The organism is Pararhodobacter aggregans, assembly GCF_003075525.1.
Classification (GTDB): domain Bacteria; phylum Pseudomonadota; class Alphaproteobacteria; order Rhodobacterales; family Rhodobacteraceae; genus Pararhodobacter; species Pararhodobacter aggregans.
In genome coordinates this window covers 189,984-204,782 of record NZ_QDDR01000005.1, presented here as the reverse complement: position 1 = coordinate 204,782, position 14,799 = coordinate 189,984, and the positions used below count along the sequence as shown (strand labels likewise).

Sequence of the window (14,799 nt, the reverse complement as noted above, 5' to 3'; positions counted from 1 at the left end):
TCGGTCGCTGACATTCACATCCGTGAAAAACCGGCGTCACAGCTCGATATGGATCGGCGTGTCGAAATCGGGCTCGGCCGGGACCGAACGCGCTGCAAGACGCAGCGCGCCCAAGTACTTGTCGAAATTCTTCTTGATCCGGTCGGTCACCCCGCCCAGCGCCAGCGTCACCGGACTGCCCAGGATCGTGCCCGGCATCAGCACGGCGATGGTGGCGCCGCCCGCGAAGGGCACGTCCTCGGCCCAGCCATAGCCACGGGCGCGAATCTCGGCCACGCGCTGGAAGATCTCGGGCACCAGCACCCGCTCGGCCGGGTTCTGCGTGGCGATATTGGCGCGGCGGACCATGTTCTCGATCTTGTCGTCGCTCATGGTCGACATCAGCACCCAGCCCGCCGCCGACCGGGTGATCGGCCGCACCGTCCCCTCGTCGATGAAGAAGCGCAGCGCGTGCAGGGATTGCTTGGTCTTCAGGTATTGCAGATAAACATCGTTGCGGGTGCCGACGAAGATCCCCTCGCTGGTCATCGCGTGGACATCGTTCATCGCATCGATGACATGCCCCGACCCGAACAGCGCGCGCGGCACCCAATCGCCCAGCCCGGTGACCTTGGTGGTCGGGAAATAGACCCGCTTGCCGCGGTCGTAGTTCAGGTAGCCGAGGTTCACGAGCGTCTTCAGCAGCACCGTGGTCGAGGACAGCGGATAGCCCAGATCGACCGAGAGTTCCGACATGGTGCGCGGCTGCTGGGTCAGGCGGAAATGTTCGAGGATCTCGAAAGCCCGCATGGCGGACTTGACCTGTGCGTTGGACATCGGCGGGACCTCCCCATCCCCGTTCGGCCGGAATTCACAAGTGTGAAACTCCACTTCACCGACGGAATTTTCTAGCCGCCTGCACGGACGCGTGCAATCCTTCCCTCACACCCAGAGACCAGCCGCATCCGGCAGGCAAGACCACCGGGACGGGCGCCACGGCGCCCCGGCCGCGTGTTGCCTGCACCCTCGGGGAGGGGGCGTGCGGCGGGTCGCGGGACCGGGAGGAAAGGACGAAGACAATGGGAGGCAGACTTGCCAACCGGGTCGCCCTGGTGACGGGCGGCGGACGCGGGATCGGCCGCGCGATCAGCGAGGCCTATGCCCGTGAAGGGGCGAAAGTGGGCGTGCTGGACCTCAAGCTCGAGGTTGCCGAGGAATGCGCCGACGCCATCCGCGCCGCGGGCGGCGAGGCGCTGGCGCTGAAGGCCAATGTGGCCGACCGTGAAGAAGTCTTCACCGCGGCCGCGCAGCTGAAACACGCTTTCGGGCCGATCACCGTGCTGGTCAACAACGCGATGTACAACCGCTACGGCCCGCTGGAAGAGCAGACCGAGCCGATGATCTCGCGCATGATCGACGTGGGCTTCAAGGGGGTGATCTGGGGCTATCAGGCGGCGGTGCCGCAGATGCGCGCGGCAGGCGGCGGGGTCATCGTTAACATCGCCTCGCCCTCGGCCGTTCTGGCGATGAAACACGGCATCATGTACTCGGCCATCAAGGCCGCGGTCGCTGCCGCGACCCGCTCGGGCGCGGCCGAATTCGGCCCCGACAACATCCGCGTCACCGCCATCGCCCCCGGCCCCACCCAGACCGACGGCGCCAATATGGTGGTGAGCGAGGACGGCTGGGAACGCCGTCGCCAGCGCATGCCCATCGGCCGGCTGGGACAACCCGCGGACATGGCCAATGCGGCCGTGTTCCTGGCCTCGGACGAGGCCTCCTTCATCACCGGCGACATGCTGTTCGTGGATGGGGGCGTCACCTACGCTTTTTCGTGAACTGACCCGGCGGGGGAGAGGAGCCCCCGCCAAACCCAAGGGAGGAAGACCATGACACTGACCAAGACCGGCGCCCTGGCGCTGATGATGACCTGTACCGCCCTCACCGCCGCGCCCGCCTGGGCCGATTTCACCGACGGCGTGATCCGGATCGGCGTGATGAACGACCAATCGGGCCCCTACGCTGACAATTGCGGCGCGGGCTCCGTCACCATGGCGCGGCTGGCCATCGAGGACCACGGCGGCGCCATCAACGGCGTGCCGGTGGAACTGGTGATCGCCGACGACCAGAACCAGCCCGACATCGGCGTCTCGACCGCCCGCCGCTGGGTCGAGGAAGAGGGCGTCGACGCCATCGTCGGCTGCTCGGCCTCGTCCATCGCGCTGGCCGTGCAGGACGTGATGCGCCAGCACGAACGCCCCTATCTGATCGCCGGCACCGCCACGACCGAGACGACCAACAGCCAGTGTTCGCCCATGACCACCAACTGGGCCTATGACACCTATACGCTGGCCCGCGGCTCGGTGAATGCTCAGATCGAGCAGGGCAACCTGCGCTGGTATTTCATCACCGTCGACTACACCTTCGGCCATGCCTGGCAGGCCGATGCCACCCGCTTCATCGAAGCGGCGGGCGGCGAGGTGCTGGGCTCGACCCTGCATCCCTTGGGCGCCACCGACTTCTCCTCGCAACTGCTGCAGGCGCAGGCCAGCGGCGCGCAGGTCATCGGCATCGCCAATGCGGGCGCCGACCTTGCCAACGTCATCAAGCAGGCCGAGGAATTCGGCATCGTCGCCGCCGGTCAGCATCTGGCGCCGCTGGGCATCCTGACCAACAACATCCACGGCATCGGGCTTGAGGCCACGCAGGGCCTGGTGTTCTCGGCCGCGGCTTACTGGAACTACTACGACGCGAGCCGCGCCCTGACCGAGCGCTACAATGCCGCCTTCGACGGGCGTTACCCGAACGAGGCGCAACTCGTCACCTATTCGGCGGTCAACCACTACCTCGAAGCGCTGTCTGCGCTGGGTTCGGACGAGGGTGTGGCGGTCATGGACCAGATGCGCGCGACGCCGGTGAACGATCCCCTGATGCAGGACGTCTCGATCCGCGAGGACGGCGTCGTCATGCATCCGATGATCATGGTGCAGGTGAAATCGCCCGCCGAATCGACCGGGCCCTGGGATTATTACAACGTGCTGGGCCTGATCCCGGCCGAACAATCCTGGCGCAGCCGCGAAGAGAGCAGCTGCGCGCTCTTCACGCAGTAATCCTCCCCGCTGGCGGCCGGGCTCAGCCCCGGCCGCCCTTTTTTTTGCCTTTTGCGGACACCAGAGATGACCTCACCCTCCGACGCCAAGATCGTCGCAACCCGCGTCGGCTCGACGCCCGACCTTCTGGGCGAAAGCCCGCTGTGGGACGACCGCCGCCAGCGGCTTTACTGGGTGGATGGCGTCTCGCGCGTGATCCGCTTCCACGAACCCGCCAGCGGGGCCGAGGGGCAGATCGCCACGCCCTCGATCATCGGCTCCATCGGGCTGTGCGAGGACGGGCGGCTGGTCGCGGGCCTTTTCGACGGGATCTATCTGGTCGATCCCGACACCGGCACCCTCGCCCCCCTCCATGTCCCGCCCAAGAACGAGCGGATGCGCTTCAACGACGGCAAGGTCGACCGGCAGGGCCGCTTCGTCTGCGGTGGCATGGGCGTCTTCGCCGAGCCGGTGGGCGAGCTGGTCCGCGTCGACGGCACCGGCCGGGCCGAGGTTCTGGCCAATGGCATCCGCATCTCGAACTCGCTCTGTTTCAGCCCCGACGGGCGGACGATGTATTTCTCGGACAGCCTGGACCGCTTCGTGCGCGCCTATGATTACGAGAACGGCGAACTGGCCCGTCCCCGGGTCTTTGCCGATACCCAGCAATTCAACTCGGGCCCCGATGGCGCCACCGTCGATGCCGAGGGGCAGGTCTGGGTGGCGCTGGTCAATGTCGGCAAGATCGCCTGCTTCGCCCCCTCGGGCAAGCTGGAGCGCCTGCTGCCCGCCCCTACCGACATGCCCAGTTGCCTTGCCTTCGGCGGGCCGGATCTGGCCACGCTCTACGTCACCTCGATCAAGGACAGCGGCTCGGGCCGGGCGATTTCCCGCCATCCGCAGGGCGGATACCTCTTTGCCGTCGACGGGCTGGGGGTCAGGGGCCTGTCCGAGCCCCGGATGCGCCTTTCCGCCGGAGGGCAAGCCGATGCGTGACGCCTTCGACGCCCTCTTCGCCCCGGCCAGCGTGGCGCTGGTCGGCGCCTCGGACGATGCCTCGCGCATCGGCGGGCGCCCGTTGCGCTATCTGCGCGAGGCCGGGTTCAAGGGCCGGGTGCTGCCGGTGAATCCCAAGCGCGAGACGGTGCAGGGCCTGCCCGCCTATGCCTCGATCGCCGCCCTCCCCGAGGTGCCGGATACCGCCATCCTCGCCCTGCCCGCCGCCGCGACCCTGCAAGCGGTCGAGGAATGCGCGGCCAGGGGCGTGCGCTCGGCGGTGATCTTCTCGGCCGGTTTCGCCGAGACGGGGGCCGAGGGCGAGGCGCTGCAAGCCCGCCTCACCGCCACCGCGCGCGCGGCCGGGATGCGGCTGCTGGGGCCCAATTGCCTGGGCGTCTTCAACCCGGCGCTGGGCTATTACGGCACGTTCTCGGTGATCCTCGACCGAGAGATGATCCACCCCGGCCCGGTCGGCATCGTCTCGCAATCGGGGGCTTATGGTGCGCATATCGCCCATTTGGCCCGCGCCCGGGGCCTCGGCATCAGCCAGTGGATCACCACCGGGAACGAGGCCGATATCGACGTGGCCGAGGCGCTGAACCACATGGTCCGCCAGCCCGACACCAAGGTCGTCATGGCCTATGCCGAGGGGGTGCGCGACCGCGACCTGTTTATCGAGGCGCTGGAAACCGCGCGGCAGATGCACAAGCCCATCGTCTTCATGAAGACCGGCCGTTCGGCCGTCGGTGCCGCCGCCGCCGCCTCGCATACCGCCGCGCTGGCCGGGTCGGACAGGGTCTTCGACGCGGTGCTGCGCCAATATGGCGTCCACCGCGCCGCGACCACCGCCGAACAGATCGACGTGGCCTATGCCGCGGCCTCGGGGCGTTTTCCCGCCGGGGACCGGGTCGGGATCTTCACCATGTCGGGCGGCTTCGGCATCCAGCTGGCCGACGATCTGGAGGCCGCGGGGCTGGATGTCGCGCCCATGCCGGAGGATGCGCAGAAGGAATTGCTGGACCTCCTGCCCTATGCCTCGCCCCGCAACCCGGTCGATGCCACGGCGCAGGCGGTGAGCGACCTGAACGTCTTGAAAGCCTGCGTGCGCACGATGATGGAGCGGGGTGGCTACGACGCCTTCACCGCCATCCTCGGCACCGGGCCGGGGTCGAAGACCTATGCCGACCCCCTGCGTGAGGCGCTGATGCAGGCGCTGGCCGGGCATGAGGGCAGCATCCGCGCCCTCACCATGTCCGCCCCGGTCGAGGCCCAGCGCCGCTACGAGGCCGACGGCTTTCTGGTCTACGAGGACGGCTCGGCGCTGGCGCATTCCTTGGGCGCGCTGGCCCGGTTCCGCGACGCCTTCGACCGCCCCGCCTCGGCCCCCGCGCCGATGGAGCCCCTGCCCCTGCCGCAGGGCCCCCTGTCCGAGGCCGGTGCCAAGGCGCTGCTGAAGCAGGCCGGCATCCAGTTCCCGGCCGAACACCTCGCCCCTGACGCCGAGGCCGCCGTGCAGGCGGCCGGGGCGCTGGGCTATCCCGTGGTGGTCAAGATCTGCTCGCCCGACATCGCCCACAAGACCGAGATCGGCGGGGTGGCGGTGAACCTCAAGGACGCCGCCGCCGTCCGGCAGGCCACCGCCGAGATCCTCGCCCGCGCCCGGGCCAAGGCCCCCGGCGCGCGCATCGAGGGCGTGCTGGTCGCGCCGATGGTCCCGGGCGGGGTCGAGGTCATTGTCGGCGTCACCCGCGACCCGGTGCTGGGGCCGGTGGTGATGGCGGGCCTCGGCGGCATCTTCGTCGAGGTGCTGAAGGACGTGACCTTCCGCGCCGCCCCCTTCGACGTGCCCGAAGCCCACCGGATGCTGCGCGAAATCCGGGGCTATGCGCTGCTGGAAGGCGTGCGCGGGGCCGAACCCGCCGATATCGACGCGCTGGCGCGGCTTCTGTCGGACCTGTCGCGCTTTGCCGCCGCGCATCGGGACGGCGTGGTCGGCATCGACCTCAACCCCGTGCGCGTCCTGCCCAAGGGACAGGGCGTCATCGCGCTCGACGCACTCATCGAACTGGAGGCCCCATGACTGACCCAGCCGCCCAGCTGCAGGAATTGCTGGACCGCGAGGCGATCCGCGATTGCCTCTACCGCTATTGCCGGGGCATCGACCGGGCCGACGAGGCCGCGTTGCGCGCGTCCTACTGGCCCGACGCGACCGACCGCCACGGCCCCTATTCCGGCCCGGTCGAGGGCTTCATCGACTGGGCGAAACGGGTCTGGGCGACGGGACCGCGCAACATCCATGTGGTCAGCAACGTCCTGATCGAGTTCACCGGCCCGACCGGCGCGGCGGTGGAAAGCTATTTCACCGCCCATCAGCGCGGCGCGGGGGCTGATGGCGTGGTGCGGCAGGTCATGCTGATCGGCCGCTATTGCGACCGGTTTGAGAAGCGCGGGACCGAGTGGCGGGTGGCCGAGCGGGTCGTGGTCTATGACTGGGCCGAGGATCAGCCGGTGCCCGAGGCCAGCGAGGCCGAGCGCTTCGGCCCCCGCCAGCCGATCGGCGCCGCCTTCCCCGACGATCCCATCTACCGCCTCGCCCCCCGGCCCTGAACGCAGGACTTGCCCATGAAGGCCCCCACCCCCGCCGCCGTCTCGGTCGATGAGTACAAGAACGCGATGCGCCATGTCGTCTCGCCCGTCGCCGTCGTGACCTGGACCCATGCCGGTGTGCCCGAGGGGCTGACCGTCACCGCCATCTGTTCCGCCACCACCGAGCCGCCGACGCTGGTGGTCTGCATCCGGGGCGACAAATCCGCGGCCGAGCGGATCCGCGAGGCGGGCCGGTTCGCGGTGAATTTCCTCAGCGACGAACAGGCCGAGATCGCCCGGCGCTTCTCGTCCCATCCGGGCGAGGAGCGCGAGGCCTTCGCGCCCGCGCTCTGGACCACCGGCGCCAGCGGCGCGCCGGTACTGGACCGCGCCGTCAGCCGCTTCGACTGCGCGGTCGAAGCGGCGTTCGAACAGGGCAGCCATTGGGTGTTTCTGGGCCGGGTCATCGACCTCGGCACCGCGCCGGGCGCCAGCCTACTCTATCGCGACGGGTTCTTCCGCCGCCTCGGAACGGAGTGAGACCATGAGCCGCACCTGTCTGATTACCGGCGCCGCGGGCGGCATCGGCCGCGCCCTGATCGCCGAATTCGGCGACCCCGACAGCCGGATCATCGCCGTCGACCTGCCCGGCAGCGGCGTCACCGGGCTGCAAGGCGTCCTCGGCCTCGAATGCGACCTGTCGGACGAGGGGCAGATCCTGTCCCTGTGGCGGCAGCTCGACGCGCTGGGGGAAAAGGTGGACGTGCTGGTCAACAACGCCGCCATCGGCCCGACCATGGCGCCGACGGTGGAGACCGACCTCGCCCATTTCCGCCTGACGCTGCGGACCAATGTGAACGGCCCGTTCCTGATGGCGCGCGAGGCGGCGCGGCGGATGGCCGGGGGCGGCGCCATCGTCAACACCGCCTCGCTGGCAGGCGTCCTGGGCAACCCGACCCGCAATGCCTATGCCGCGTCGAAGGCCGCGCTCATCTCCATGACCCGCTCGCTGGCCTGCGAATGGGCCGGGCGGGGCATCCGCGTCAACGCCATCGCGCCCGGCTATGTCCGCACGCCGATGGTCGCGGCACTGGAGGCGGCGGGCAAGGCCGACCTCGCCGCCGTGCGCCGCCGGATCCCGATGGGCCGCCTCGCCCGCGCGGACGAGATGGCCTCGGCCATCGCCTTCCTCGCCTCGGACAAGGCGCGCTATGTGACCGGCTCGATCCTGGGCGTTGATGGCGGCTGGATGTCCTTCAACCAACCGGGCGAGGCGCATCCCCCCGCCGCCGAGGTCCCCGCCGCCGAACTCGCCCGCCCCGACACCGCGCCCGGCCCCCGCCGCGTGGTCATCACCGGCGCCGCCGACGGCATCGGCGCCGCCATCGCCGCGCTCTTCGTGGCGGCGGGCGACAGGGTGTTCCTGCTGGACCGCAACGCCGGGGCGCTGACCGCCCGGGCTAAGGCGCTGGGCCCGCAGGCCACCGCGATCCCCTGCGACGTGACGGACGAGGGCGCGGTCGCGGCGGCCTTCGCGCAGATCGGCACGCTGGACGTTCTGGTCAACAACGCCGCCATCGCCGACGATTTCAAACCGGCGCTGGAGCAGGATTTCGCCGACCTCGACCGCACGCTGGAGGTCAACCTGACCGGCGCCTTTGCCTGCGCCAAGGCGGCGATCCCGCGCATGGCGCCGGGGCGCGGCGTGATCGTCAACCTCGGCTCCATCGCCGGGCTGGTTCCGATGGCGCCGCGCCATGCCTATGGCGCCTCGAAGGCCGGGATCGACATCCTGACCCGCTGCCTCGCGGCCGAACTGGGCCCCAAGGGCCTGCGGGTCGTCACTGTCGCACCGGGCTATATCCGCACGCCGGGCGTCGCGGCGCTCGAGGCGGCGGCGCGGATCGACACCGCCGCCATCCGCGCCCGCATCCCGATGGGCGATCTGGGCCGCCCCGAGGATATCGCCGAGGCCGTGGCCTTCGTCGCCTCGCCCGCCGCCAGTTACATCAGCGGCACGTTGCTGGGGGTGGACGGCGGCTGGAACGCCTTCGGCAGCGCTGGCGCCGCCAGCTAGATCCGGCCCAGCGCCTGTTCCAGATCGGCCTGCAGGTCGTCCGCGTCCTCGAGCCCGATCTGCAACCGCACCACCGGCCCCAGCGCCTGCCAGCGCGGCAGGCTGCGGCTTTCGGGATGCATCGGCAGCACCAGGCTCTCGTAGCCACCCCAGCTGAAGCCGATGCGGAAATGCTGCAGCGCGTCGATGAAGCGGCGCTTGGCCTCGGGGTCGCGGCTGGCCAGTTCGACCGAGAAGAGCCCGGCCGCCCCGTCGAAATCCCGCGCCCAATACTCGTGCCCGGGGCAGGAGGGCAGCGCCGGATGCAGGACGCGCGCCACCTCGGGCCGGCCGGCCAGCCAGCGGGCCAGCGTCAACCCCGTCTCCTCGTGCCGTTTCAGCCGCACCCCCAGCGTGCGCAAACCGCGCAGGCCGAGGTTGCATTCCTCGATCCCGGCGCAGGCGCCCAGATCCTGCGTGGCCCGGCGGATGTCGTCATAGCTGTCGGCATTGGCCGTAACCACGCCCAGCATCGCGTCGGAATGGCCGACGATATACTTGGTCGCGGCATGGATCGAGACATCGACCCCATGCTCCAGCGGCCGGAAGAACAGCGGCGTGGCCCAGGTGTTGTCGATGGCGGTGCGGATGCCCCGCGCCTGGGCCAGCGCGACGATGGCCGGCACGTCCTGCACGTCGAAGGTGCCCGAACCGGGGGATTCCAGATAGATGAGCCGGGTGTTCGGACGGATCAGATCGGCGAGCCCGGCGCCCAGCGCCGGGTCGTAGAAACTCGTCTCCACCCCCATCCGGGTCAGCGCCCGGTTGCAAAAGCGCCGCACCGGCTCATAGACCGTATCCACCACCAGCAGGTGATCGCCCTGCCTGAGGAAGGCGAGCAGCGTGGCCGAGATGGCCGAAACGCCCGAGGAGGTGGCAATCGCCCGGTGCCCGCCCTCGATCTCGGCCATGGCCTCCTCGAAAGCGAAGGTGGTGGGCGTGCCGACCCGTCCGTAGAAGGGCACGTCGAACGGGGTCTTCGCGGCGCGCTCGAACTCGGCCAAGGTGTCGAAGACGAAGGTCGAGGCCCGGACCAGCGGCGGGTTGACCGAGGTGATGCCAGTCCCCCGGGGCCGCGCGGTCGAGACGAGGGTGGTGGCAAGCTTTCCGGTCACGAGAGCGATTCCTTCGGCAGATCCGCCCGCTGGCCCCATTCGTGCCAGGAGCCGTCATAGAGCGTCACATCCGCCTTCCCCAGCCGCGCCATCTGGAAGGCGAGGATCGCCGCCGTCACGCCCGAGCCGCAGGTGGCGATCACCGGCTTTTCCAGATCGACCCCGGCGCCGGACAGCACCGCGCGCGCCGCCTCGGGCTCAAGAAAGGTGAAATCGCCCTTCTGCGGCAGCAAACCGCCCCAGGGCACGTTGACCGCGCCGGGCATGTGCCCGCCCGCGACGCCGGGATAGCCCGAGGGCAATTCGCCCGTGAACCGCTCGCGCGTGCGGGCATCGACCACGCCCGCCGCGCCATCAGCCAGCGCCGCCTGCACCTCCTGCCAGCCGGCGACCCCGCCGGTGGCGGGCCGGGCGGTGAAGGCGCGGGGGGCGATCTCGGGCGCGGGGCCGCTGGCGACGGGGCGCCCCTCGGCCTGCCAGCGCTTCCAGCCGCCGTTCAGGATGGCGACGCGCTCATGGCCGAAATGGCGGAACATCCACCAGACCCGGGCCGAGACATAGCTGGAATCATAGACCACGACATCGGTGTCCGGCCCGATGCCCAGCGCACCCGCCACCGCGGCGAATTGCGCAGGCGGCGGCAGCATGTTGACATAGGGCGAGGTCAGGTCCGAGGCCGCGTCCAGATCGAAGAACCGCGCGCCGGGGATATGCGCCGCCTCGAATTCGGCGCGGGCGCTTTTCTGCGCCTCGGGGATGTACCACGAGCAGTCGAGGGTCACGACGGCGGGATCGCCCAGCCTGTCCTGCAACCATTGGGGTTCGACCAGAAAGGGGTCCATGGGGCTCTCCTTGGCTAGGGCCGGTCCGGGACCGGCGAAGGGATCAGGGCCGGGCAAAACCCGCGTCCCGGTGTTCGTCGAGGGCAGGCGCGCGGCTCAGCGGCGCGTTCTCCCAGGCGGAAAAGCGGATCGGCTGGCGGACCACCCATTGCTCGGTCCCGTCGGCCCGGGTCACGCGGTCCAGAAGGCCGCGCGCCGTGACTTGGGGATCGGCGGGCAGGTCCGACAGCCGGTTGACCGGCCCCCACATCTGGCCCGCGCGCTCCAGCACCCCGGCCCAATGGGCGAACGGCTGGCTGGCAATCGCCCCGCCGATCCGCGCCTTCAGGACCGCGCGCTGGCCGACCCGGGCCGGGCGCTTCAGGCCGACCAGATCGTCGAGGCCGAGGTCGGCGCAGAGCCGGTCCCAATAGGCATCCTCATGGGCGATGGACAGGGTGAGCGGCCGCCCATCGGCGCAGGTAAAGAGGTCATAGGCCGGTTCGGCCTGCGGCGGCGGGTCGCCCGCCTCGCCCAGCATGCCGACAAAGGCGGTCTGCAGGGCGGTCACGCTGTCCGACATGGCGATATCCACATGCGTGCCGCGCCCCGTCGCGTCCCGTGCCCTGAGCGCTGCCAGAATGCCGATGGCCGCATAGAGCCCGGAGGCATTGTCGCCCAAGAGCAACGCTGGCGGCAGGCCGGTCACGGCACCGTCGAGCCGCTCTTCCAGCGCGCCGCCGACGCCCTGAAAGGTCAGGTCATGCGCCGGCCGGTCGCGGTAGGGGCCGGTCTGGCCGTAGCCGGTGATCGAGCAATAGATCAGCCCGGGGTTCAGCGCCGAAAGGTCGTCATACCCCAGCCCCTGCCGCGCCAGCTTGCCGGGCCGGAAGCCTTCCAGAAACACATCCGCCTCGGCCGCCAGCGCCAGAAGCCGTGCCTTGTCCGCCGGGTCGCGGATATCCAGCGCCACCGAGCGTTTGCCGCGGTTCATCGCCTCGAAGAACCCCTTGAGAAAGCGCGAGGGATCGCCGGTGCCACGGCGTTCCACCTGAATCACATCGGCGCCCATGTCGGACAGGATCAGCGTGGCCATGGGGCCGGGGTATTGCTCGGCCATCGACAGGACCTTGAGCCCCGCAAGCGGCAGGCCCGTCATCGGACGCGCCCCGGCCGGGCACCACAGGGGGCAAGGCAGGCGCTCATGCCGGGCCCCCCTTCGCCGCCTCGCGGTCGCGCAGATCCTTGCGGCGGACCTTGCCGGTCGTGGTGCGGGGCAAGGCGTCGATGAATTCGATGCGGCGGGGGTATTTGTAGGGCGCGGTCTCGCGCTTGACGAAATCCTGGATCTCGCGCGCCAGTTCGGCACTGGGTTCGTGCCCGTCATGCAGCACGATAAAGGCCTTCACGACTTCCCCGCGCTCGGCATCGGGGCTGGCCACCGCCGCGCAATCCCTGACGGCGGGATGCGCCATCACCGCGCTTTCCACCTCGGCCGGACCCACGCGGTAGCCTGCGGTGTTTATGACATCGTCCGAGCGCCCCTCGTACCAGAAATACCCCTCCGCATCCTTGTGCGCGAGGTCGCCCGAAATGTACCAGCGCTGCCCCTGCGCATCGGTCACGAAGCAGCGTTCGGTCTTCTCGGGCGCGCGCCAATAGCCCAGCATCATCCCCTCCATCGGCATGCGGATGGCGACATGGCCGACCTGCGCCGGGCCGAGGGGGCGGAAGTCTTCCTCGGAAATCACCTCGATCGGCAGGCCCGGCAGCGGCAGGCCCATGGCCCCGGGCCGGATCTCGGTCGCCGGGTAATTGGCGACGACCATCAGCGCCTCGGTCTGGCCATAGGCCTCGTGGATCCGGCAGCCCGCGCGACGCATCCAGGCGCGGGCGGTGGGGCCGTCCAGCGCCTCGCCGGCCGTGGCCGACAGCCGCAGGCGGCTCAGGTCGTGGGCCTCGATCTCCTGCGCCAGCATCTGGCGGAATTCGCTGGCGGCGGCGGCGAAGACGGTGACGCCATACTGGTCCATGATCCGCAGCCGTTCCCTGGCATCGAACGGCCCGTCATAGGTCAGCGTCCTGACCCCGGCGAGCCAGGGCCCGACCAGCGTCGCGGTCAACGAGAACGACCAGCCGGTATCCGAGGTGCCCCACATCAGGTCATCGGCCCGCTGGTCGTTCAGGTCGAACCACCAGGCCGAACATTCCAGATAGGCGCGCGGAAAATAGGCCGAATGCAGCACCCCCTTGGGCAGCCCGGTCGAGCCCGAGGTGAAGTAAAGCAGCGCCCCCTCGTCCGGGCGCATCGCCTCGGTGGCGATCTCGGCCGAACTGGCGGCGGCCAGCGCCACCAGATCCTGCCATCCCCCGGCCTCGCCCTTGCCATAGGGCACGACCAGCCGTGCGGCCCCGGGCGCGAGGCCCGCGAATTTGCCGGTTTCGGACGGCAGGGTAATCAGCGCCCGGGGCTCGGTCGCCTCGATCCGATAGGCCAGATCCTTGGGGGTCAGCATGGTGATGCAGGGGATGGCGATCGCCCCCAGCCGGAAGACCGCCAGCATCGCCATCTGCCATTCCGGCAGGCGCGGCAGCATGATGAGCACCCGGTCACCCCGGCCGACGCCCTGCGCGCGCAGCACAGAGGCCATGCGCTTCGATCCCTCGCTGATCTCGGCAAAGGTCAGGCGGCGTTCGTCCCCGGCGGCATTGAGCCAGATCAGCGCCTCCCGCGCCGGATCCCGCGCATAGCCGTCGATGATGTCGCAGTAATTGAACGTCCCGGGCGCGGGTGGCCGCCGATAGGCAGCGGCGTCCCGGGCGTAATCCTCGAGCTTTGGCAACAGCATGTGGTCTCCTCCCCCCGCGCTGCCTCAGAAATCCGTCAGATCCGGCAGCAGGTCGTCGCCCTTGGGCAGGGACCGGCGGCCGATGGCCATGCGATGCGCCTCGGACGGGCCGTCATAGATGCGGAAGGCGCGGATCGAGCGGTAGATATGCTCGACCGGGGTCATGCCGGTGACGCCCAGCCCGCCCAGGATCTGCACCGACCGGTCTACGACCCGGCTGGCCGCTTCGGAGACGAAGACCTTGGCCATCGAGCTTTCGTGCCGCCCTTGCGAGCCCGCATCGAGCACGGCGCAGGCCTGTGCGGTGACGGCGCGGGCGGCGTAGAGGTCCATCTCGTTGTCGGCCAGCTGGAAGGAGACGCCCTGATGATGGCCCAGCAGATCGCCAAAGAGGTGCCGATGCGCCGCATGGGACCGCGCCACGTCATGGCTGCGCTGGGCCGCCCCGAGCCAGCGCATGCAATGGGTCAGCCGCGCGGGCGCGAGCCGCACCTGCGCATAGCGGAACCCCTGCCCCGGCTCGCCCAGCACCGCCGAGGCCGGCACCCGCACATCGACCAGATCCACGAGGCAATGCCCGCCGGTGGAATCATGCGCCATGACCTCCATCGGGCGGATCACGTTGATCCCGGGCGTGGTCATCGGCGTCAGGAACAGGGTGGGCGCACCGCCGGCGCTGGCATCGCGGGCCATGATGATGGCAAACCGCGCGCCCAGCGCCCCGGTGATGAACCATTTGCGCCCGTTGATGACGTAATCGCCCCCGTCCCGCACCGCGAGGGTCTTCATCCCCGCAGGATCGGCCCCGGCGCCGCCCGGCTCGGTCATCAGGAAGCACGACCGCTCGCCCTCGCACAAGGGGCGCAGGTAGTCCTCGCGATGGCTGCCCTCGGCCACCACGTCCAGAAGGTGCTGGTTGCCCTCGTCGGGTGCCGCGCAATGCAGTGCCAGCGGGCCCAGCATGGAATAGCCCGCCGCCTCCAGCACCTTGGCCTTGCCGCGATGGTCGAGCCCGGCGCCGCCGAAGGCCTTCGGCAGATGCAGCCCATAGACCCCGGCGTCGCGCGCCCGCGCCATCAGCGCGCGGCGCAGTTCCTCGCTCACCTCCTCGCCCGAGGCGCGCCAGGCGGCCTCCTCGGGGATGCAGTCGCGGATCACGAAATCGCGGACCTTTTCGGCCAGGCGATCCACCGCGCCGGGCAGTTCGGACATCGTCACATCGCTGTAGAATTTCGCCATGGGTTC

Annotated in this window: 13 protein-coding genes; 7 read left to right on the top strand and 6 right to left on the bottom strand. The window is 69.8% G+C overall.

What is annotated here, in order from left to right; all coding sequences use genetic code 11:
- Window positions 1–36: 36 nt before the first annotated feature.
- A complete protein-coding gene (locus tag DDE23_RS11565; RefSeq protein WP_107753888.1) occupies window positions 37–816 on the bottom strand; it encodes an IclR family transcriptional regulator in 780 nt (259 codons plus the stop codon).
- A 242-nt stretch (window positions 817–1,058) separates the two neighbouring features.
- Here DDE23_RS11565 and DDE23_RS11560 point away from each other — a divergent pair, with 242 nt between their 5' ends.
- The 7 genes from DDE23_RS11560 (at window position 1,059) to DDE23_RS11530 (ending at window position 8,730) form a co-directional block, all read left to right on the top strand.
- The gene (locus DDE23_RS11560; protein WP_107753886.1) at window positions 1,059–1,817 is read left to right on the top strand and encodes an SDR family NAD(P)-dependent oxidoreductase; all 759 of its coding nucleotides are present in this window, start codon (window positions 1,059–1,061) and stop codon (window positions 1,815–1,817) included.
- Window positions 1,818–1,868: 51 nt separating this feature from the next.
- On the top strand, window positions 1,869–3,089 hold the full coding sequence (locus tag DDE23_RS11555; RefSeq protein WP_107753884.1) for an ABC transporter substrate-binding protein: 1,221 nt from the start codon (window positions 1,869–1,871) through the stop codon (window positions 3,087–3,089).
- A gap of 66 nt (window positions 3,090–3,155) precedes the next feature.
- Entirely contained in the window at window positions 3,156–4,064 is a 909-nt protein-coding gene (locus DDE23_RS11550; protein WP_107753882.1) for an SMP-30/gluconolactonase/LRE family protein, read from the top strand.
- Window positions 4,057–6,147 carry an acetate--CoA ligase family protein gene (locus DDE23_RS11545; protein ID WP_107753880.1) on the top strand — a complete coding sequence of 697 codons (2,091 nt, stop codon included), beginning with the start codon at window positions 4,057–4,059 and terminating at the stop codon, window positions 6,145–6,147. Before DDE23_RS11550 ends, DDE23_RS11545 begins: the two co-directional genes overlap by 8 nt.
- Entirely contained in the window at window positions 6,144–6,674 is a 531-nt protein-coding gene (locus DDE23_RS11540) for a nuclear transport factor 2 family protein (protein WP_107753878.1), read from the top strand. The genes DDE23_RS11545 and DDE23_RS11540 overlap by 4 nt, the downstream gene beginning before the upstream one ends.
- 15 nt (window positions 6,675–6,689) lie before the next feature.
- A complete protein-coding gene (locus tag DDE23_RS11535) occupies window positions 6,690–7,193 on the top strand; it encodes a flavin reductase family protein (protein ID WP_107753876.1) in 504 nt (167 codons plus the stop codon).
- Window positions 7,194–7,197: 4 nt separating this feature from the next.
- Window positions 7,198–8,730, top strand: coding sequence for an SDR family oxidoreductase (locus DDE23_RS11530; RefSeq protein WP_107753874.1), 1,533 nt, complete (start codon window positions 7,198–7,200; stop codon window positions 8,728–8,730).
- Here DDE23_RS11530 and metC read toward each other — a convergent pair.
- From metC to DDE23_RS11505, 5 genes are read right to left on the bottom strand one after another with little or no spacing between them, the layout of a single operon-like run.
- The gene (metC, locus tag DDE23_RS11525) at window positions 8,727–9,884 is read right to left on the bottom strand and encodes a cystathionine beta-lyase (RefSeq protein WP_202863252.1); all 1,158 of its coding nucleotides are present in this window, start codon (window positions 9,882–9,884) and stop codon (window positions 8,727–8,729) included. The two genes, DDE23_RS11530 and metC, sit on opposite strands and share 4 nt — an antisense overlap.
- Complete coding sequence (locus DDE23_RS11520) at window positions 9,881–10,726, bottom strand: sulfurtransferase (protein ID WP_107753870.1); 846 nt, start codon at window positions 10,724–10,726, stop codon at window positions 9,881–9,883. The genes metC and DDE23_RS11520 overlap by 4 nt, the downstream gene beginning before the upstream one ends.
- A 43-nt stretch (window positions 10,727–10,769) precedes the next feature.
- On the bottom strand, window positions 10,770–11,864 hold the full coding sequence (locus DDE23_RS11515) for a CaiB/BaiF CoA transferase family protein (RefSeq protein WP_107753869.1): 1,095 nt from the start codon (window positions 11,862–11,864) through the stop codon (window positions 10,770–10,772).
- Between the two features lie 43 nt (window positions 11,865–11,907).
- Window positions 11,908–13,554: an acetate--CoA ligase gene (locus tag DDE23_RS11510; protein WP_107753867.1), complete on the bottom strand. Its 1,647-nt coding sequence runs from the start codon at window positions 13,552–13,554 to the stop codon at window positions 11,908–11,910.
- A 24-nt stretch (window positions 13,555–13,578) separates the two neighbouring features.
- A complete protein-coding gene (locus DDE23_RS11505) occupies window positions 13,579–14,793 on the bottom strand; it encodes an acyl-CoA dehydrogenase family protein (RefSeq protein ID WP_202863251.1) in 1,215 nt (404 codons plus the stop codon).
- Window positions 14,794–14,799: the final 6 nt, after the last annotated feature.

What these genes read in the sequence shown, in the direction of transcription:
- DDE23_RS11565 (WP_107753888.1), bottom strand. Translation starts at nt 816, where the DNA reads ATGTCCAACGCACAGGTCAAGTCCGCCATGCGGGCTTTCGAGATCCTC.
- DDE23_RS11560 (WP_107753886.1), top strand. Translation starts at nt 1,059, where the DNA reads ATGGGAGGCAGACTTGCCAACCGGGTCGCCCTGGTGACGGGCGGCGGA.
- DDE23_RS11555 (WP_107753884.1), top strand. Translation starts at nt 1,869, where the DNA reads ATGACACTGACCAAGACCGGCGCCCTGGCGCTGATGATGACCTGTACC.
- DDE23_RS11550 (WP_107753882.1), top strand. Translation starts at nt 3,156, where the DNA reads ATGACCTCACCCTCCGACGCCAAGATCGTCGCAACCCGCGTCGGCTCG.
- DDE23_RS11545 (WP_107753880.1), top strand. Translation starts at nt 4,057, where the DNA reads ATGCGTGACGCCTTCGACGCCCTCTTCGCCCCGGCCAGCGTGGCGCTG.
- DDE23_RS11540 (WP_107753878.1), top strand. Translation starts at nt 6,144, where the DNA reads ATGACTGACCCAGCCGCCCAGCTGCAGGAATTGCTGGACCGCGAGGCG.
- DDE23_RS11535 (WP_107753876.1), top strand. Translation starts at nt 6,690, where the DNA reads ATGAAGGCCCCCACCCCCGCCGCCGTCTCGGTCGATGAGTACAAGAAC.
- DDE23_RS11530 (WP_107753874.1), top strand. Translation starts at nt 7,198, where the DNA reads ATGAGCCGCACCTGTCTGATTACCGGCGCCGCGGGCGGCATCGGCCGC.
- DDE23_RS11520 (WP_107753870.1), bottom strand. Translation starts at nt 10,726, where the DNA reads ATGGACCCCTTTCTGGTCGAACCCCAATGGTTGCAGGACAGGCTGGGC.
- DDE23_RS11515 (WP_107753869.1), bottom strand. Translation starts at nt 11,864, where the DNA reads ATGACGGGCCTGCCGCTTGCGGGGCTCAAGGTCCTGTCGATGGCCGAG.
- DDE23_RS11510 (WP_107753867.1), bottom strand. Translation starts at nt 13,554, where the DNA reads ATGCTGTTGCCAAAGCTCGAGGATTACGCCCGGGACGCCGCTGCCTAT.
- DDE23_RS11505 (WP_202863251.1), bottom strand. Translation starts at nt 14,793, where the DNA reads ATGGCGAAATTCTACAGCGATGTGACGATGTCCGAACTGCCCGGCGCG.